The following is a 21,671-nucleotide window of genomic DNA, read 5'->3' as shown; positions in this document are numbered from 1 at the left end:
GAGACTTCAATCTTTAGATTAATCTTTTTCGATGAACTCTAACAATTCTTTAGCAGCTTGATTGATACCATCACGGTTTTCTTTATCAAGACCTAAGTGTGTATAGATTTCTCCAATATATACATTGTCTTTTTCCAATGCTTTAAACATTTCATAAATCAATGGTTCACATACTTCTTGTTGTTGCATAGGACCAAATGGATTCGCAAAGTACGTAGTAGAAATACCAACTTCTTGTGTAGTTCCTTTTGCCATACGTTTCCCTTCTTTGCATGTTTCGATGGCTGTATCTACATCCAATCTAGACATACCGATTTTATCATCATAGTTATTTGCGTATGCAAATAGGTCAATACGATGATTCATCGCCACAACTTCATATGGTGCAGCAGGTGTAATAACACGAGCGTTGTTACTTGATTCTGGGTTCATGAAGATAGAACGATCCATATCACGGTAAGGTGTACCTGGATCCAAATCATCTAGACGAATGAAAGCACCAATTTCTGTACCCTGTCCATAAGGAACGCCATCTTCTAAGTGAATTGTTCCCATGTCATCGAATACGATTTCGATGTCTTTGATAACATCTGCTCCAGCAATTTTCAATGCTTCGATAGATTCTGATTTACCTGCACCAGAGTCTCCCATCAACATGATACCTTTGCGTTTTCCACTCTTTAACGTAATGTTTACGAATGCACCATGGATTGGTAACCAACCCTTTTGCATCATACATACATTGTGAAGTGTTAAAGACATTTTTTTCATGTATCCAAAATATTCGATACGCTCGTTGTAGCTTACACATCCTACCCAAACATTGTCTTCTAAATCATAATGGAATGTTGTCGCATCTTCTCCATCTTCGTTACCAAACAATAATACAAGGTCTGGTTTTTTACGACATTCATCTGCATTTGCTAGTTCAAATAGGTTTGCTAGAGAAACTGCAGAAGAAATGAAATCACGATGGAAATAAACGAAGGCTAATAAAGAACCAATTTTACATGGATAACAGAACCATTCATCTGCATTTCCAGTAAATTTTTCAATTGGATTTACATCCACTTCTTCAAACATACCAGTACGTTTGTTAGATTTTGGATGAAGGATCATTGGGGTACGAAGTAGAACACTTTCTACGAATTCGATTTTCTTCAATGCATCATATTTCTTAGATAATTTTGAGTTTGCATGTTTACGTACCGCAATACTTGCATTTGTACCTGCTTGTAATTGACGATACACACGATTCTTGCGTCCCATGATTTGTTCTTCTAAAGAACGATATACGGATAAAATCAAGGAATTGAAACTTGAGTCAGTCCCTACAAAGCTAATATCCTGTAAAGTATTTCCATCCCCTGCAGAGATTACAGAGAAACGCTGGTGATTTTTCCAAAAGTTATAAGCTTCTTCTACAAATTCTAATAGTTTCGCTTTGTCATTCAAATATACAGATTCTAATTCATCCACATTGAATACACGTAATAAACGGAACAATTTTAAAATTTCAAATGTTGCCTCTCTCGGTGTTTTCCCATCAATTGCAAAATTATATAAGTCTTCGTCGTTATGTTTTAGAAATTCTAGATAGTTCTGGATATAGTTACTGAATGTTGAGGAATTCAACAACTGATCTCCTGAGTGTGCAAAACCTGCACTATAGTTTACGATTGCCAGTTGGTTATTTAGATATAATGTCTCTTTCATAAGCTTTCTCCTTTCAAACTTGGAATGAAAATAAAGTCATCTAAACCTTATCGGATACCATTATACTATAAAAAGAAAAAATAAGAAAGAGATTTTTGTAATATTTTCATAAAATGTAAATATTTTCATTTTGCGCATATCATCTTTCTTATTTTTAACTTTATTTTAACTTATTGAAAACGTATTCAGTGATTTCATTTAGTGAAATGTTTTCATTTTCACTTGCTGTACGTGCTCTAAATTCAACATTTCCTTCGCTGATTCCACGACCTACCGTAATACGATAAGGGATACCAATGAGTTCCATATCTTTGAATTTTACACCCGGACGCTCATTACGATCATCGAGCACTACATCAACACCTGCTTTTTTCAGTGTTTCATACAACTCATTCGCAATACGAATTTGTTCTTCATCTTTCATAGACACAATGACAATAGCTACTTGAAATGGCGCAACAGACAAAGGCCAAAGGATTCCAGACTCATCGTTATGTTGTTCTACAATACTTGCCATACAACGTTCTAAACCAAATCCATAACATCCCATTTGTACAGGATGAAGGGTATTGTTGGCATCTAGATATTCTAGACCAAATGCTTCTGCATACTTAGTACCAAGTTTAAAGGTATTCCCAACTTCAATTCCTTTACAAAATTTTAGTGGTGCACCACATGTAGGACAAACATCTCCTTCATGTACTTGTGCAATATCCGCAACACTCTCAACGCTAAAGTCTTTAAGGTTTACATTTTGAATGTGATGATCACTTTTATTTGCGCCTACGATAAAGTTTTTCATATGTGTAACTTCACGATCCATAATGATTGGACATTCCAATCCAACAGGACCAGCAAATCCAACTTTCGCATGTGTTACACGTTCTACTTCATCAAAGTTTGCTAATTCCATTTCATTAGCTTTTAATAGCTTTAACACTTTTGTTTCGTTGAGCTCTCTAGTCCCCTTCAACAAGAATGCATATGTTTTTCCATCGACACTATAAATCAAGGTTTTTACGAAATCATCTTCTGATTTTTTGAAGAATGCCGCAACATCTTCAATTGTTTTCGCATTTGGAGTTTCTACGGTTTCCATCTCTAATGCTTCTTCATCACTATCTTTTGTCGTATCGATTACCTCTGTAATCTCTAAGTTACTAGAGAAATCACAGTGATCACAAGTTACCACAACATCTTCACCAATTTCTGAAATGGCTTGGAACTCTTCAGACAAAGAACCACCCATCGCACCTGTATCGGCTTTTACAATCTTATAGTTCAATTCACAACGATCCATTATATTCTTATATGCATTGAACATCTTCATATAAGATTCATGAAGTCCATCTTGATCCACATCAAAGGAATACGCATCCTTCATGATAAATTCACGTACACGAATCAATCCATAACGTGGTCTTGTTTCATCACGGAATTTTGTTTGTATTTGGTATAAGTTATATGGGAAATCTTTGTAAGAACTTCCCTTCATCATTGCCGCAATCGTAAACAACTCTTCATGCGTTGGACCTAATACATAATTCTTTTGGAAACGATCCTTTAGTGCGAACATGTTAGAACCAAATGCTACTCTTCTTCCTGATTTCTCATACATTTCTTCTGGGATTAACGCAGGCATCAATAGCTCTTGTGCACCAGCTTGATCCATTTCTTCACGTACAATATTTTCAATCTTGTGTAATACTTTTTTCCCCATTGGCATGATCATATAAATTCCACTACTACTCTTTTTAATCATCCCACTACGTACAAGTAGATTTCCACTTGTACTATCTTCATCTTTTGCATTTTCTCTTATGGTATAAAAGAAACTATCTTTTAATTTCATAACGTTCTCCTCTAGTATATATCTTTACGATTTTTCTCCATTACTTTACGTATCATGGCATCTTTTTCCATACGACATGGTACAACTGTTTTAATAATTTGCATTGGTGTTTTTGCGACATCCATTTCATTTCCTTCTTGATCATAAATTTTATCAAAAGTGAATGCCGTAGTTGTGATACTCGGTCCAAATACTTCCGCTTCAATAAAAGGTTTGAAATTGTTTCTTACTTCTAAAGTAGCCATTCCACTTTCTTCCTCATAGTCCACAACATAGGCAATGAATTCTTGCGTAACACCTGCGCCATTGACACCATACAAGTTTCCTGTTGGCTTAGGCAATCCTTCATAGAATCCAACCCCAGTGGGTCGATTTTCTGCCTTTGCCAGTTCATTATAATACCACTGCATACGTTTATCACTCAATCGTCCCTTTTCATAAATTTCATCAATCAAGGTACGATATGTTTTGATCAGTGTTGCTATATAATAGGAACTTTTCATACGACCTTCAATCTTTAAAGACGCAATGTTTGCCTCTATCAAATCAGGAATATACTTTGCAGCCATCATATCCTTACTAGACATGGAGAACAAATCTTGATCATCATGCAATTGACGTTCTCCCTCATATAAACGATACTTCCAACGACAACTTTGTGCACACCCTCCGCGATTCGCATCTCTTCCTGTCATGTTGTTGGATAACACACATCTTCCAGAATAAGAGATACACATACCTCCATGAATAAATACTTCAAGAGGAATATCGGTATGTTTAGCCGTTGCTTGAATTTCTTCTAAAGTACACTCTCTTGCAAGTACCACTCGATCCATTCCTTTTTCTTTCCAATACTTCGCACAAGAAGAATTGGTAGAAGAATGTTGTGTACTTACATGCACTTCTAATTCCGGTGCGTATTTTTTTGCGGTTGTTGCAATATAAGGCGATGCGGCAATGATTGCCGTAACACCCACTCTTTCCAGTTCCATCAAATATTCTTTTAACCCGTTCAAATCTTCTTCATGTGGCAACATATTTACAGTTACATGCACATGGGCACCATGTGCTTTCGCAAACTTTACCCCTTCTTCAATATCTGGGATATCAAAGTTACTTGCACGAGAACGCAAAGAAAATTGTTTACCACCCAAATACACTGCATCTGCACCATATAAAACCGCAATCTTTAAACGTTCTAAATCTCCAGCTGGTGCTAGTAATTCAATTTTCTTCATATGTTCACCTACTTTACTTTACTTGTCTTTGTATAATAGAAGCCATGCGTCATGTGATCTTCTGGATACTTCTCACGCATTTCTTCATATGTTTTTCTTCCATTTCTTGTTCCATTTAAAATCTCTTTGTAATATCCTATCATTTCACATACATAATCGATATCATGAAAGATTCCATCGATTCGCACATGTTGTATCCCTGCTTCACTTAAATCCTTTATTTCATCAAAGGAAGAAAGTGTAAATCCGGTAAATACATGTGTACCTAAATCATCTTCTATGATTGGCATATGTTCATCTCTTGTTTCTTCCATAATATATAAATCGTGTTTATCTTTAATGTCTTCGCTCTTTCCAAGGAAATCGAGATAATTCGACAATAAATGACGTTTGCTATGCATCATATTCAATCTTCCATGAATGATCACTTCACAGTTCCCTTTTACATTTCTCGCAATTTCGCATATTTCATGTAATGTAATTTCTTTGGATATGGTTACCATAGAAATACCTTCATCAAGATAATATTGCACATCTTCTTTATTGGTAATGAGTGTATCTGGATTGTATATTAGTTTATGTTCCATATGGAGTTTCTTAGCCTCATAAATAACACCCTCATCTCCATAATAGATACCATCTACATCCAACTCTTTTAAATAGGCTAGATGCTCTCTTAATAATTCCAGTTCATCTTCCATAAAAAAGCGATTTACAAGTACATACATGTTCATAGATTTCTTCGCACTTAACTTACGAATGAGACCAAGTTCCTCTACATCAAAATATGCAGCTCCTCGTACAGAAAAGAATGGAGTCGCAATAACAAGAGCGTCGGCTACTTCATGTAGTTTTGTAATATCCTCGATTGTATAAGGTGTCGTAATAAATTCCATGAAGCACTTCCTCTCTTTCACATAGTTAATATTATATAATAATATCGTACTTTAGGGTAGCGTAAATTATCGTTATCGCTTATAATTCGTATTTTCTAGTGGTAGTGGCTTAGGATTTGATAACACCCACTTGACCATAAGCTCACTAAAACGACGAAATTGGCTTTCTTCTCCCTGTTTCTTTTCGATCATTTTTAGTAATACAGTGAGTTCTTCTTCCTCCTCTTCTTTCAAAGGAGTGCCTTGCGCAAGATAGGAAGGCATTGATTGTATCATCATTTTATAGTTTTTATCCCAATTGCTAGCGCCATTATCTAATATTTCATAAGACACTTTACCTGAAATACGAATTACTTCTCCTTGAATGGTACTCGCATGTCCACTACTAGGAACTAACAATTGCCATAATTCTTGATATTGGGATTGCCATTTCGTTGAAGATACTTTGATATCTGCTATTCTATCATGCAAGACACGTGGGGCAACAGGTTCTACATCAAAGATTTCATATAATTTAGATAAAGTTTGCTTCATCTCCACATAAAATTCATTTGTTTCATCTACATGAAATTCAAAGTCTTCTCCCTTGCGCTTCACTATATCTTTCATTGCTTGTGTCATACATGCCCCATGATCCAACAAATAATGAATACAAGCAATCGCTTGTTCGCTATTATAAAGATGCATTCTAGACAGTACTTCTTCTAAAGGTGTATTACGAAATGTTTTTCCTTTTAAATTCACATCTGCACCTAATGCAATAAGTTCTTTTATGTGCGGTAATTTCTGATACATTGCAGCATAATGAAGTGGACCACATCCTTCATAATCTAATGCATGAGGATTGGCTCCCAATTCCACAAACAACAAAAGATTGCTATGTTCATTCGTTGCTTGATAATGAAGAGGTGTCTTTTCCCATCGTCCAACATAATTGATATCATAACCCTGCTCCAGTACAAAATAACGCACCAAGTCATCACTTAGACTAGGATACGATAGAATCGTATTTTTTGTAAAGGTATCATAAGCGTTCACTTGGCACTTTGCCATACGTTTTTTTACTTCTTCTTCATTTCCTTGCTCTAACAATTCTTTTATATCATTTGGGATCGTTTTACGTTTATTGCTTTTTACAATTGTTGTTTCTTCTTTCTTTATTTCCACAACAGGTGTTTGCTTTTGTTTCTTAAATATATCAAATATTCCCATAAGTTTACCTCACTATACATCCCTATTATATCGTAAACCATTCTCCCATACCATAATTTGACAAAAGAAAACGCTCCGAAGAGCGTCTGTATTAGTCTTTATGTTTTAGTAATTTAAGGACTTGTTTAAATTTAAAGCTGTTTCCATAAGACAATGTACCATGACGATATAGTTTCGCCCCTAAGTATCCCATCAAGAATGTTGATACGATTAGAATTGCGGCAGATACTACAATCTCCCATACTTCTACACTACCCATCGCAACTCTTGCGAACATTGCCATACATGAAGTAAATGGCAAATAAGAAACAACAGTAGATAGAAGCGTTCCTGGGTTCATCATAACGGAGAAGAATGTTAGGAAGAACCCAACGATAAAGAGCATTAAAATTGGAGTGATTGCTGCAGATACATCTTCTACCTTGGAAACCATAGAACCTAATGCTCCAAAGATAAAGGAATAGAAGAGATAACCAAAGGTTCCAAATACGGAGAATGCAAGCAACACATTTACTGGGATGTTGAATAAGAAATCAAGTGAATGATTCCATATTTCAGCATTTGCTTGATACGCTAGAACACTAACACCTAACATTAAGGTTACTTGTAAGATACTTGCTACCGCTCCTGCAAACACTTTTCCAAAGATTAGGGCATTGGTAGAGGTACTCGTTACCAGTATCTCCATAGAACGATTTCCCTTTTCACTTGCGACATTTGTTGCGGTCAATTGACCATAGAACATGATAACAAAGTATAACGCAAAGATTAAAATATACGTATACATATAATTTTTTACACCATCTTTACCAAGGATCACAGTTTCTCCTTTTACAGATGAGGTAGCGCTTTGTAAAGCTTGCTCAGGGGTAAGACCCATATCACTTAACATCTTTATTTTATATTGTGTGTTCATGATTGACTCTACGATATACCCTGTATTGTCACTCATAGAAGAGTCTAAAATTAAATATTCGTACGCACCATTTTCTTTGATATAGATACCTGATTGTAAATCTCCATCCTTGATATCTTTTTTCATATCTTCTATAGAAGCAGGCTTAATAATCGTTGCCTTTGGAAATGCACTTTTTAACATTGTTTCATCGCTAAACAAACCACTTGGATCATATAATCCAATTTTTCCTGTAGTTTGTGAAACATTGTTTCCACCTTCCTCAGAACCCCCTATATCCAAGAAGCGAGGCGCAAACATGACAATCATTACAATTGCACAAATCAAAATTGTAGAAACACGATACCATTTTCCCTTAATAAATCCTGAAAACTCAAATTTAAATACATTTAAAAATCGTTTCATGCTTCATCACCTGCCTTTGCAACAAAGATATCGGTAAGAGAAGGTTCATATACCATAAACTTTTCAATATCAACATCTTTCTTCATCAATGCGGATAATACATCTTGTTTCTTAACATCTTTTTGTAAAGCAATGATAAGTGTCTCATCTTTTACTTCACTTTCTTTGATTAAGTTAGATAGTTCCTCACTACATAATTTTTTTAGTTCTGTAACACTATGACTCAAAGAGCTAATCACTAAACGATCGTTTCCAAACTCTTTTTTGATTTGTTTCAGCTCTCCATTTAACACAACATTTCCACGGTGTACAATAACGATGCTTTCACAAAACTCTTCTACATAATTCATTTGATGAGATGAGAAGATAACCAATTTCCCTTCCTTAATCAATTCTTGTACTACTTCTTTTAACACCTGTGAATTGACTGGGTCAAGACCACTAAATGGTTCATCAAGAATCACGATATCTGGATCACACATCAATGTTTGTGCAAGTTGTACTTTTTGTTGGTTTCCCTTTGATAAGGTATCTAACTTTCTTGTTTCATATTCGCTGATTTCTAAACGGCTTAACCATTTCTTTAAGTTGATTTTTGCCTCTGCTTTATGCATCCCTCTAAGCGCAGCTAGATACAACAATTGTTCATCCACACGCTTCTTAGGATATAGACCTCTTTCTTCTGGTAAATATCCAATCTTATAATCTAAAGCTTTGAAAGGTTTTCCATCCATTGTGATTGTTCCTTCGTTTGCTTTAAATACATCCATCAAGATACGAATGGTTGTTGTTTTACCTGCACCGTTTCTCCCTAATAATCCTAATGCTTTTCCACTGGATATTGAAAAAGAGATTCCATGAAGTACTTCGTTATCTTCAAAACTTTTCTTTAATCCCTTGACTTCAAGATTCATACATCATTCCTCCTTAGATGTCCTCATTATAGTACACTCTCCTTTTAAATGCAATATATATTTTACATTTATCACATATATATTGCAATTTGCATTGCTTTATATACTTCCCTACATTATAATATAGATAAGGAGTGGACCTATGAAAAACATAAAAATCAAGATAGCTCGTATGGAACTTGATATGTCTCAAGAGGAACTTGCGGAAAAAGTAGGTGCCACTAGACAGACAATCGGACTCATCGAAGCTGGTCGTTATAATCCCTCTATTAAATTATGTATCAATATTTGTATTGCGCTACATAAACGTCTAGACGAATTATTTTGGGATGAAACATATGAGAAGGAGGAATTATAGTGAAAGTATCGATTTTTGACGATTTAAGGAAATATAGTAAAACAAAAGGTATCGTACCATTAGATGAAAGACAGATGGATACCTTAAAGGATATGTATTTAGAACTCGCAAAATCTGTTATTTTAGGATTTATGGTACTCATGATATCGTATGGGTATATGGAAATGGCGGAGGAAAAAATAAATATTCCATACTTATCTATAGCGATGTGTGTGTTAGGGGCGATTACCTACTATTATACACTTCGTGTTTGTTATCGAAGTGTGGTGGGTTTTGATTCTAACTTTGAAGTATTATTGATTCCAGCATTTGTATTTACCCCGTTTATATTTTTTCATAGTATTTGGATTATATTGGATTTGTGTAATATCACAAAATATTTCTACGTATATTTGATTGTTTTCTTATTATTACCAATCTTGTTCCTACTTGTGTATGCAGGAGCCAATAAAGCATATCAAAATGGTAGAAAAAATATAGAAAAAGAGATTAACGAAGGAGAACTTCATTTCGCCTCCCGTAAATTGATGGTAAATAATATCATCGTATTCGCAATCGTCTTAAATTTTTTACCGATTTCTTATGAATTTTATTTTAAATTTGGTATTGTGGCAGGTGCGATTCTTCTTCTTTATAATATTTATATTTACGGATTCCAAAATCCTAATAACGAATATATTCTGAATGAAGAAGGAATTGTATATCATAAGGCGCTATGGGGTAAAAAGGGTGGAATCATCAAGTATGATGATATCAAAGATATCTTACAACAGGATACTTTCAACATTGGGTATTCAAAAGACAAAGTATGTATCGAATGTATAGATGGTAAGAAAATTCGTTTATTCCCAGAAAATGCATATCGTTTCTGTGTAGAAGTGAAAAACAATATATAAAAATTCCCTACGATTGTAGAGGATTTTTATTATGTGATGTCGTATGCAAGAGTTTATGAAGTTGTCGCATAACATCCTTTGGTTGTTGGATATGATAAATATCACATAGTGTTTGAAGATGAGACTCAGATTGATGGTGTACAAGATAGAGAACATGGCGCTTGCTTGTTCTTTGTAGTTCTTGTTTAAGCTTTGTATAATCTGGTACTTTGGTGACAAACAATTGTACATAATCCTTCTTTTCATTGATGTACATATGTACATCATCATATGGTTTATCGATGAGTTCTTGAAGTTCTCTCTTTTGATCTTTACCTTTTAAAATCATATATGCAAGAACTTCTACTTCTTTAGGTTTGTTTCCATATACATAGTTTTCATAGGGTTGTTTACGTGCTTGTTCATAAAAGGTTTCTTCTAAAGCATGTAGATGTTCATAATAGATATGCATGACATTATGGACAATACAATATACAAAGACATCCCCGTGTTTCTTTAACTCATGAACCATAGATTCATATGAACTCTCTTCAAAAGTTCTATAACAATGATAACTTTGTTGTTGGATGTTATAAAGTGCTGCCCCATTTAGAATGAGTAATGGATTTTGCATATGCATCCCTTGCATGCTGGATAATATACTTCCAGGTGTTTCTTTACTAACCATCGCCAAAGATGCACCTCGTTCGATAAACTGATTCCATTTTATTTTATGATAGGAAGAAATCTCCTCTTCCTTTTCCAATAATGCAAAGTCCACAACCATCAAACTATCTTTTTGTTTCCCATAAGGAATATGTACACAGTTTATAAGAAGTGCCACAAAGATTCCAATCAACGTATCCATGATACGATCTAATGCAAATAAATATGGGTTCACATCCATTGCATGAGAAACACAAATACTCATAAATACAACGCAAGATATATAAGAAGCACTCGTCTTCTTCCATAACACTGTGATATAAATAATAGGAATGATCATAAATGCTATTAAAGCATATTGTATGAATATGAAATCATGTGGGATATATGCTTTCTCAAAAGCTAGGACAAGCATTCCTATAAATCCACCAATCAGAGTTCCTTCCACTCGATTACGAGCTACTTTAATGGTATTGGATGTACTTTGTTGGACACAAAGAACGGCAGCTATACAAGAATAAAAGACAATGCCTTGTTCCCCACGCAACAAATAGATGACAAAGCATAAAAATACAGCGAGTGATGACTTTAATATACGCTTTCCTACCTTTGGCATATTGATTCCTCCATTTTTTATAATTATAGGCGTATAACTGTAAAAAGTAAACCTTCCACACAATGTAAGTGTTTCCACGAAAACAATCGAATAAAAAAGGTTTTAAATTATTACTATTCGCGTTATAATAAACTGAAAAAAGGAGCCAATGTATGATAAAAACTACAATGAAATGGATCGAAATACACCCACACTGTATGCTGTTAGGGTATTGGATTTTTTATCTTATCTGTTTCTTTTTATTGGAGAAAATGGTTGTCGCTAAATACATTTTATATTCACCCATTGATGCACACATCCCATTCTTAGAAATCTTTATTATCCCCTATGCTCTTTGGTTTCCCTTATTGGCAGTATCGCAAGGATATTATATGTTGAAAGATCGTAAAGAATTTCAAAACCTTTGTTTCTTCATGTTTACAGGAATGAATATTTGTTTATTAATTTATACGATCCTTCCAAATGGATTAGATTTACGAGTGGATCATTATCCAGATAATGTATTTGCAAACATAGTATCTATGTTACAAGGATTTGATTCCCCTACCAATGTATGTCCCTCCATTCATGTTTCTACCACATTGGCTATTCATCTATCTGTACTACGTTATAAAAACTTTAAACACCCTCTACTTATTAAGGGCTCTACTTCCATCCTTTCCATTTTGATCATCTTATCTACGATGTTCTTAAAACAGCATTCAATTATCGATGTTATCGCAGGCATCCTATTAACCCTTGTACTATATCCAATTACGTATCATACAAATTGGAAGAAATTATTTCAACATACGTTCATTCGAAAGTATTTGAATTAGAAAGGCATCGCCACAATGACGATGCCTTTTCTTTTACATATGCTTCAACATTTTTACAGATTGAATAATGAACGTAGGTGCAAATGCTAAACCATAGATGATTAACAATTGTTCTAATGTGATTGTTGTTACAGAGAATAAAGAGTGTAATGCTGGAATCATAAGAATACATGTTAAGAATATAAATCCTACACAAAATGCCATAATGGAATACTTATTAGAGAAGAATCCAATACGGTATAGAGAACCTTTACTACGACAGTTAAAGCCATGGAATAATCTAGCTAAACACAATGTTGAGAATGCCATCGTAGTTGCGATTTCCCAGCTTACTTGTAATCCTAAGAAGTAAGAAATCATGGTTGCTATTGCGATTAAGACACCTTGGTAACCTAATTGTTGCATCGTATCTTTGGTTAAGATACCTTCTTTTGGATCTCTTGGTGTTTCCTTTAATATATCTTTTGTAGAATGCTCCATACCAATCGCAATCGCTGGTAAAGAATCGGTAACTAGATTGATGAATAATAAATGTACTGGAAGGAATGGTACTTGTAGACCCAACAAGGAAGCTGCAAGAACACAAATGATTCCAGATAAGTTACCAGATAATAAATAGATAATACTATTTTTTATATTCGCATAAATATTACGTCCAGTAGCTACTGCTTTTACAATGGTCGCAAAGTTATCATCGGTTAGAATCATACTTGCGGCATCTTTACTAACTTCTGTACCTGTAATACCCATTGCAATACCGATATCCGCTTGTTTCAAGGCAGGAGCATCATTTACCCCATCTCCTGTCATTGCGGCGATATTGCCTTCTTTTTGCCATGCGTTTACGATACGTATTTTATGTTCAGGAGCCACACGTGCATACACTGTGATATGTTTCAAACGCTGCACAAGTTCTTCTTCGCTCATTGCGTCTAATTCTCTTCCATCCACACATTCATCTCCATCTTTATAGATTCCTAGAGATGTCGCAATACTTTTTGCGGTTACTTTATGGTCTCCAGTAATCATCACAGGAGTAATCCCTGCACGTAGACAGTTTTCAACTGCTACTTTACTTTCTTCACGTGGTGGATCCATTAAGGAAATCAATCCAAGGAAGGTTAATTGATCCTCATCTTCTAATGTGATTTTTTCATCATTGACATGACGATATGCAAATCCTAGAACACGCAATCCATGTTGTGCAAACTCCGTATTTTTATCTAAGATTTTCTTACGATCGTCTTCTTTTATCTCACGAATTCCATCACTCATTTGAATATGTGTTGCTTTGCGTAAAATTTCATCACATGCCCCTTTTAACATAAGTGTTAGATTTCCATCAATCTTATGCAAAGTAGACATTAACTTACGTTGTGAATCAAATGGATTTTCATCAATACGTGCATATTTCTCACGCAATTTCAATTCATCAATATTATATACTGCAAGTAGATCCACAAGTGCTAACTCTGTTGGATCTCCAATTCTTTGGGTTTCTGTTGTTTGTGCATCGGTACATAAACCAAAGCCTAACATCATCATACGATCTAGTGGCATTGCCTCATTCATCGTTTTCGCATCAATCAATTCTTCATTGCGATATACATTGATTGCGGTCATCTTATTTTGTGTTAAGGTACCTGTTTTATCACTACATATAACACTTACACAACCTAAGCTTTCTACGGAATTGATATTCTTAATAATGGCATTTTCTTTAGCCATTTGAGAAGTCCCCATTGCAAGTACAATGGTAACGATACTAGCAAGTGCTTCTGGAATTGCCGCTACCGCTAACGCTACCGCAAACATCATTGCATCTAAGATATTATTCCCTTGCATTATGTTCAAACCAAATACAAGGATACAAATGGCAATAATCGCAACACTTAACTTCTTACTAAAATCATCAAGGGTTCTTTGAAGTGGAGTCTTACGTTCTTTTGTGGTATTCATAAGTGTCGCAATTTTACCAATTTCAGTATTCATACCAATAGAAGTAATTACTACTTTACCACGTCCATAAGTTACCAATCCACTTGAAAATACCATATTTTTCTGATCGCCGATACCACTTTCTTCTTCGATCACTTCGATTTGTTTATCAACACTTTCTACTTCTCCGGTTAAGGCACTTTCATTCACTTGTAAAGAGAAGCTATCTAAAATACGTCCATCCGCACCTACAACATCTCCAGCCTCTAACATCATGATATCCCCAACCATCAACTCACTACTGCTTACTTCCATAACTCCACCATCACGAATTACACGTGTATGAGGAGTGGATAATTGTTTTAAGGAATCCAAAGATTTCTGTGCTTTAATGGTTTGTACAGTTCCTAAAATTGCATTCATCGTGATAACCGCAAGGATAACAATAGTGCTTTCTACTTCTCCACTTACCATTGAGATAATCGCCGCAATAATCAAAATGATTACCAATAAATCTTTGAACTGCGTTAAAAATACAACAAGTGGAGAAACTGGTTTTGATTCCTCTAATACGTTTCTTCCATATTGTTCTCTTCGTTTTTCAACTTCACTACTGCTAAGTCCTTCTAACGTAGTATTTAACTCATTGAGTATTTCTGACGTTTCTTTTTGATAATTTTGTTTCATATAAGATCCTCACTTTTCTTTACTGTGCATTTACTAGTCTTACCACTTTAACAAAATAAAAACGAGACTATATAAAAAGCACTACCTTTTTATAAGTCTCGTCATTTAAGAATTAGGCCAGAATAATAATATTCGGGATTGTTGACCATATTCGCACAATATCGTGCTGACTACTCCCTTATTGACTCTAAGTTTAACAGATAAATTCTATTTTGTAAATTAAGATTTTTCTTTTTCTTTTAATTCTTCTTCTTTTTTTATTTCATCCAACGTTTTTTTAATACCTTCCGCAATCTTATTTGACATCTGTGTTTGGCTGTAACCTTTAATCAAGTGACGTTGATCTATATCACTATTGATAAACCCTAACTCAAATAATACAGCAGCTACTTGATTATTTTGTAGCACATGCAATGGAGAAACATCTTGATCTTTCATTCCACGATTAAGGGAGTATCCAAGTGTATCTACACTATCTAAGATATTCGTTCCTAATCTTTCTACCTCTGCTTTATCAAATTGTCCCCATACCTCATATCCATAAGAACCATAATCTACTTCTTCTGAATTCACATGAATGGACACAAAGAGCTTCGCTCCACTATTATTGGAAACTTTTGTTCGATATCGTAAATCTCCCATCTCTTCATCTGCCCAATCAACATTATCACTATCGCGTGTATAAGACACTTTATATCCAGCAGATTCTAATTGTTTTCCTATTTGAAGAGTAACTTGCAAGTTGATATCTTTTTCATATAAATCACCAGAAACACATCCACTATCAAACCCACCATGTCCTGCATCCAACACTACATCCACCACTTCTTTATCAAACATATCCGCAAGTAATGGAATTCGATCTTTGAACCCACACAATGTTATCAAAAGAACAATACAAATCACTTCTATAGATAGTAATACTTTTAGTAAGGGAGAAACTCTTTTCTTTCCTTTTGTTTTCACTTCGCTCCTCCTCTTCTATAACGTGTTTCTATTATATCAAAATCTATTTCATATGCGTGCATTTCTTAACAAATGGTAACAATTTTATAGCGTAATAAAGTAAACAAAAAGGACTGATTTCTCAGTCCTTAACGTTTATTAAGCTTCTTCTTTAGAAAGTGCAATTAATCTTCTATGACGTTTCATAGCATCTTTCTTAGTTTTCTCGAACATTTCGTATGCAGTTTCACCTTTTAATTTAGGTAATTGGCTGTAACGAGTTTCGCTCATCATGAAGTCGATCATCTTTTCGAAGTCTGGTTCTTTTGAGTCGATTGTTAGAGGTTGTTCGTTTCTTGGGTCGAAACGGTATAAGTCTAAGTAACCACATTCAACAGCTTTCGCTTGTGTTCTTTGGTGGTTAGCAAGACCTCCCTTAATACCATGTTCAGCACATGGAGAGTAAGCTAAGATCAATGATGGTCCTTCATAGCTTTCAGCTTCTTTGATTGCTTTTAAAGTCTGAGCTTTGTTAGCACCCATAGAAATCTGAGCTACATAAACATGACCATATGCCATAGCGATCTGTCCTAAGTCTTTCTTAGCTGTTGTTTTACCACCAGCAGCGAACTTAGCGATAGAAGCAGCCTGGCTTGATTTAGAAGACTGTCCACCTGTGTTAGAGTAAACTTCAGTATCAAGTACTAATACGTTTACATTCAAGTTGTTAGCAAGAACGTGGTCAAGTCCACCGTAACCGATGTCATATGCCCATCCATCTCCACCAACAATCCAAACAGATTTGCTTACTAAGTCAACTTCAGATAATTCTTTTACCATTTCGATATCAGATTTAGCTGCAAGTTCTTTAATCGTTGGAGCAATTTCTCTTTCAGCTTCACGATCTCCGTGAATTTCAACATATTTAGCAAATGCATCTTTTAAAGCTGCATCAACATTGTCCATGTTGTCTTCTATTGTTTTAAGGATTCTAGCTTCTTTGTAGTTTTGCGCTAAAGCCATACCATATCCGAATTCAGCATTGTCTTCGAATAAAGAGTTTGCCCAAGCTACACCTTCACCGTTTGCATCATTTACAAATGGAGTAGAAGGAGTAGATGCACAATAAATCATAGAACATCCAGTAGCATTGGCAATTAATAAATCTCTACCAAACAATTGTGAAACAAGTTTGTAATAAGGAGTTTCTCCACATCCTGGACATGCTCCACTTACTTCAAAGTAAGGCATTAAGAATTGAGAACCCTTAACAGTATCTACTGGGAAGAATTCAGATTTGTAATCTGTTTGTTTGTATAAATAAGTTGCTAATGTTTCTTCATCAAGTTTTTCGTTGATATCTACCATCTCAAGTGCTTTGTTACCAGCTTTTCCTGGGCACTCTACCGTACATAGTCCACAACCTACACAGTTTGCAGGAGAAACTTGAATACGATATTTCATGTTTTCAACACCTTTACCCATTGCAGGTAATGTATCGAATGCCATAGGAGCGTTAGCAACTTCTTCATCACTCAATAAGAATGGACGAATCGTAGCATGAGGACAAACGAAGCTACAGATTCCACATTGGATACAGTTTTCTGGATGCCAAGTTGGTACCTGAACAGCGATTGTACGTTTTTCTTCAAACGCTACATTGTTACGGATAGATCCATCTAATAAGAAATCTCCTGTGAATGCAGATACTGGCATATCATATCCTTCAAGGCTATTGATTACAGCAACATGGTTGTCGAAGTATTCATCACCTGTAAGTTTACGAGTTGTATCAAATGGAAGGCTAGCCCAAGCTGCATCTACTGCAATTTCTTCAATACCAGCTTTACCAGCATCGATTGCTTTGTAGTTTAATTCAACAACAGCATCACCTTTTTTGCTATAAGATTTCTTAGCAGCAGCTTTCATCAACTCAACTGCAGATGCATAAGGCATAATCTGTTCGTTAAGTGCGAAGAATGCAGACTGAAGAATTGTGTTTGTGCGACGCCCCATACCAATGCTTTGTGCAATGCTTGTCGCATTGATGATATAGAATTTTGCGTGTTTTTGTGCCAACTGTGCTTTCATACGGTTAGGCATATGTTCAATGATTTCTTCTTTAGAGAATGTAGTATTCAATAAGAAGACACCACCTTCTTTAATATTTTTCACCATGTCATATTTGAAGATGTAAGCATCTAACGAACATGAAATGAAGTCTGCGTTGTCGATGTAGTAAGTTGAACGGATTGGAGAGTTTCCAAAACGTAAGTGACTACGTGTAACCCCACCAGCTTTTTTAGAGTCATATGCGAAGTAAGCTTGTGCATATTGATCTGTATTATCACCAATGATTTTTACAGTTGACTTGTTTGCAGATACGGTACCATCAGATCCAAGACCCCAGAACAAGCAGCTAGTGTAGTCAGTATCGATAGTAAATGATTTATCAGCCTCTAAACTAGTGTTTGTAACGTCATCGTTAATTCCGATAGTGAAAGAGTTTTTCATAACATCTTTCTTTAATTCATCAAATGCAGCTTTGATGTGATATGGTTGTGTATCTTTTGATCCTAAACCATAACGTCCACCAATAATTTCGATGTCTGTATCTTTTAACGCAGATAAGATATCTAAGTATAATGGTTCACCCATTGCTCCGCATTCTTTTGTACGGTCTAATACAGCAACTTTCTTAACTGTCTTAGGAAGTACAGCGTTTAAGTATTTAACAGAGAAAGGACGGTATAAGTGAACTTTGATCATACCAACTTTTTCTCCAGCAGCACATAATGCATCGATCAATTCTTTTGCAGCTTCTGTAACAGAACCCATAGCAACGATAATACGATCTGCATCTGCAGCACCATAATAAGTAAATGGAGCATAGTCACGTCCTGTAACTTTACTGATTTCGCTCATATAACCTGCAACGATATCAGGAATCGCATCGAAGTGAGTGTTACGAGCTTCTACACCTTGGAAGAAGATATCATCATTTTCAGCACCACCACGAGTTACTGGGTTTGTGTGAGGATTTAATGCATTTTTGCGGAATTTCGCTAATGCTTCCTTGTCGATTAATCCTTTGAATACTTCTGTATCCAACACTTCGATTTTACTAACTTCATGAGAAGTACGGAATCCGTCGAAGAAATGCAAGAATGGTACAGAACCTTTGATTGCAGCTAAATGTGCAACTCCAGCTAAGTCCATAGCTTCTTGTACAGAGTGAGATGCTAACATACAAGCACCTGTCTGACGACAAGCATAAACGTCTTCATGGTCACCAAAGATATTCAATGCTCTTGATGCCAATGCACGAGCAGCTACATGGATAACTCCTGGTAAACATTCCCCAACCATTTTGTAAATGTTAGGAATCATTAGAAGTAGACCCTGAGATGCTGTAAATGTTGTTGCTAATGTTCCTGCTTGTAAAGCACCGTGTACGGCACCAGCAGCTCCACCTTCAGATTGAAGTTCAGCTACTTTTACAACGCTTTCGAAAATATTTTTGCGACCCTGTGTTGCCCATTGATCCACAACTTCAGCCATAGGTGAAGATGGAGTGATTGGGTAAATCGCAGATAGTTCGGTAAACGCGTAAGCGCAATGTGCAGCAGCAGTATTACCGTCCATTGACATAAATTTCTTAGTCATTTGTTTTCCTCCTTGAATAACTGATACCTAACCATTATAAAACGAATCACTTTATTTTACTAGCGATTTCGATGTTTTTTTTAGAAATAAAAGCAATTTATTTCGGTTTGTTTTTGATATGTGAAAATATATCTCAAATATTTACAAATTTTGAAACAAAATGACAAAAAATGTAAATAAAACTGTGTTTTCATACTAATTTATCTATAAAATACCTCTTTCCCTACATCCACACATAAGAAAAAGAGGCTGTAACGAAATAGACACATTTGAAAATTCAGATAATTGCCTATGAGGTTACGACCTCTTTTTTCATGCATTTGCCTCATATAAGATAAAACCTACTCATTGTGCTTAAAAAAGGGTATAAGAAAAACACTTCTATGGTGGAAAACTTTAAGATTTTGATTTTTGTCGATTCTTTTTATTATGGTATTTCATTAAATTGAATCCTATACATACCAATTGAAACTCCATTTCTACATTTTTGATGTTCCTTCTATGAAAGCGGTCATATTTATTATCCTCTTTTATGACTCCAAATGCTCCTTCTGTTTGAATGGATCTCTGTACTCGATATTGTATTCCTTGTTCACTATCGAGTTTTTCTTTTGCTGTTTTCTCGAACTCTTCTAAAATTGGATTAACCGTTATACTTCGATCTCCCTTTGACTTCGTGCATTCATCCTTAAGTTCACATCCACTACATTTCCCACAACTATGCTTTTGGTTAATTCGCGGATACTTAGAGCGCTTATCCTCGTGCTCTTCTTTGTATGTGAATACATGACCTGCTGGACATACCCTTTGTCCATATTCGTTTCGTTCCCAATTTGCTTTGAGGTATTTTCTCTTTTGATACTTTGTTTCTTTTTCTTTACTGTACATGGTATATTTGATATATGCTTCTATGTTATGTTCCAGACAATAAAAGTAATTATCATAACTTCCATATCCCGCATCTGCCACAACTGTTTTTGGATATGATGTATATAATGCTCGATATCGCTCTAAGAACTTCATAAGCGTTTTCTGATCTGCTCGATCTTGAAACACACATGCATAACTTATATATTCGTCACTTACAGAAATTTGTGCATTGTATCCGGCTTTAAAGATTCCTGTTTTCATGTAATAATCTTCTTTCATATGCATCATCGTCGCATCATGGTCTATTTTTGAACAGCTATTTCTATCAGGACCGCATAGATTGATCCTCTCCATACAATTTTCAAGAATACCTTTATATTTCATCAACTCATCATATAGCCTTTGTATTGGTGTTTTATGCTTTCCTTTTCCATAAACGAATTGTATACCTTGTTTTTCAATAACTCTTGTAAGTTCATCACAAATTGTTTGAATACCTTCAGGTGTCCATTCACTGACACTATCACATTTGATATATTCATTGATTCTTGGAATCATAAGCTGTAATCTGTCATTCGTTTTATCTCTTGTCTTAATGGCGGTCTTCTTCCATATGAAGGTGAACTTATTCGCATTCGCTTCTAGCTTAGTTCCATCAATATACATGATATCAGTATCTACCACATCCATTGAACAGATAGATGTGAAGATATCCTTGAATATATTTTCGATTGAATCTTTCATGTAGTTTTGAATGAAGCGTTGTATTGCCATATGAGAAGGTTGTTCTTCATCCATGAGATACATAAAACGAATATCAGTTTTACATGCAAGTTCGATCTTTCTTAAACTATAAATTTTATTCATAAACGCAAACAGAACGATTTTGATCATCTTAAAGGGATTGTATTCTTCACGACCTTTATGAGTAGGGTGTGATAGGTATTTATTCCAATTAACTCCTTCCATCACTTTAAGAAAACTGAACACTGGATCAGAAGAATTTAACTTCTTCAATTTAAGAAGACTAGGTCACAAGTCAAAAGAATTTCACTACCTTCCTCAATTAACCTTATTTATGGA

14 protein-coding genes and 1 pseudogene are annotated in these 21,671 nt (G+C 35.1%); 3 read left to right on the top strand and 12 right to left on the bottom strand.

All coding sequences use genetic code 11. From position 1 onward, the window contains the following. Positions 1 to 18 precede the first annotated feature (18 nt). From ACWG0P_RS12425 to ACWG0P_RS12395, 7 genes are all read right to left on the bottom strand, one after another. Positions 19 to 1,716: a hypothetical protein gene (locus tag ACWG0P_RS12425; protein WP_455801979.1), complete on the bottom strand. Its 1,698-nt coding sequence runs from the start codon at positions 1,714 to 1,716 to the stop codon at positions 19 to 21. Between the two features lie 160 nt (positions 1,717 to 1,876). Beyond that, positions 1,877 to 3,568 carry a proline--tRNA ligase gene (locus tag ACWG0P_RS12420; protein ID WP_455801978.1) on the bottom strand — a complete coding sequence of 564 codons (1,692 nt, stop codon included), beginning with the start codon at positions 3,566 to 3,568 and terminating at the stop codon, positions 1,877 to 1,879. A gap of 11 nt (positions 3,569 to 3,579) precedes the next feature. Then, a complete protein-coding gene (locus tag ACWG0P_RS12415; RefSeq protein WP_455801977.1) occupies positions 3,580 to 4,806 on the bottom strand; it encodes a peptidase U32 family protein in 1,227 nt (408 codons plus the stop codon). A gap of 8 nt (positions 4,807 to 4,814) precedes the next feature. Continuing rightward, entirely contained in the window at positions 4,815 to 5,702 is an 888-nt protein-coding gene (locus ACWG0P_RS12410; protein ID WP_455801976.1) for a peptidase U32 family protein, read from the bottom strand. 72 nt (positions 5,703 to 5,774) lie between these two features. Continuing rightward, positions 5,775 to 6,914: an ankyrin repeat domain-containing protein gene (locus tag ACWG0P_RS12405; RefSeq protein ID WP_455801975.1), complete on the bottom strand. Its 1,140-nt coding sequence runs from the start codon at positions 6,912 to 6,914 to the stop codon at positions 5,775 to 5,777. Positions 6,915 to 7,005: 91 nt separating this feature from the next. Continuing rightward, the gene (locus ACWG0P_RS12400) at positions 7,006 to 8,235 is read right to left on the bottom strand and encodes an ABC transporter permease (protein WP_455801974.1); all 1,230 of its coding nucleotides are present in this window, start codon (positions 8,233 to 8,235) and stop codon (positions 7,006 to 7,008) included. Then, a complete protein-coding gene (locus tag ACWG0P_RS12395) occupies positions 8,232 to 9,149 on the bottom strand; it encodes an ABC transporter ATP-binding protein (protein ID WP_455801973.1) in 918 nt (305 codons plus the stop codon). The genes ACWG0P_RS12400 and ACWG0P_RS12395 overlap by 4 nt, the downstream gene beginning before the upstream one ends. A gap of 142 nt (positions 9,150 to 9,291) precedes the next feature. Here ACWG0P_RS12395 and ACWG0P_RS12390 point away from each other — a divergent pair, with 142 nt between their 5' ends. Both ACWG0P_RS12390 and ACWG0P_RS12385 read left to right on the top strand, forming a co-directional pair. Beyond that, entirely contained in the window at positions 9,292 to 9,507 is a 216-nt protein-coding gene (locus ACWG0P_RS12390; RefSeq protein WP_455801972.1) for a helix-turn-helix transcriptional regulator, read from the top strand. Beyond that, a complete protein-coding gene (locus ACWG0P_RS12385; protein WP_455801971.1) occupies positions 9,507 to 10,403 on the top strand; it encodes a hypothetical protein in 897 nt (298 codons plus the stop codon). Before ACWG0P_RS12390 ends, ACWG0P_RS12385 begins: the two co-directional genes overlap by 1 nt. 7 nt (positions 10,404 to 10,410) lie before the next feature. Here ACWG0P_RS12385 and ACWG0P_RS12380 read toward each other — a convergent pair whose 3' ends face one another. After that, positions 10,411 to 11,664: an FUSC family protein gene (locus ACWG0P_RS12380; protein WP_455801970.1), complete on the bottom strand. Its 1,254-nt coding sequence runs from the start codon at positions 11,662 to 11,664 to the stop codon at positions 10,411 to 10,413. Between the two features lie 152 nt (positions 11,665 to 11,816). Here ACWG0P_RS12380 and ACWG0P_RS12375 point away from each other — a divergent pair, with 152 nt between their 5' ends. Next, positions 11,817 to 12,482, top strand: a complete 666-nt coding sequence (locus ACWG0P_RS12375) for a phosphatase PAP2 family protein (RefSeq protein WP_455801969.1) — start codon at positions 11,817 to 11,819, stop codon at positions 12,480 to 12,482. 33 nt (positions 12,483 to 12,515) lie between these two features. On the opposite strand, the gene ACWG0P_RS12370 is transcribed toward ACWG0P_RS12375, so the two are convergent. The 4 genes and pseudogenes from ACWG0P_RS12370 to ACWG0P_RS12355 all read right to left on the bottom strand — a co-directional run. Then, complete coding sequence (locus ACWG0P_RS12370; RefSeq protein ID WP_455801968.1) at positions 12,516 to 15,107, bottom strand: cation-translocating P-type ATPase; 2,592 nt, start codon at positions 15,105 to 15,107, stop codon at positions 12,516 to 12,518. 219 nt (positions 15,108 to 15,326) lie between these two features. Then, positions 15,327 to 16,073: an N-acetylmuramoyl-L-alanine amidase gene (locus tag ACWG0P_RS12365; RefSeq protein ID WP_455801967.1), complete on the bottom strand. Its 747-nt coding sequence runs from the start codon at positions 16,071 to 16,073 to the stop codon at positions 15,327 to 15,329. Between the two features lie 138 nt (positions 16,074 to 16,211). Continuing rightward, positions 16,212 to 19,718, bottom strand: a complete 3,507-nt coding sequence (gene nifJ / locus ACWG0P_RS12360) for a pyruvate:ferredoxin (flavodoxin) oxidoreductase (protein ID WP_455801966.1) — start codon at positions 19,716 to 19,718, stop codon at positions 16,212 to 16,214. A 396-nt stretch (positions 19,719 to 20,114) separates the two neighbouring features. Next, positions 20,115 to 21,602, bottom strand: a pseudogene (locus tag ACWG0P_RS12355) (IS1182 family transposase); the annotation flags it as partial. Positions 21,603 to 21,671: the final 69 nt, after the last annotated feature.

This window comes from Amedibacillus sp. YH-ame6 (genome assembly GCF_053848845.1).
This window is presented reverse-complemented; position numbering and strand designations above follow the sequence as displayed.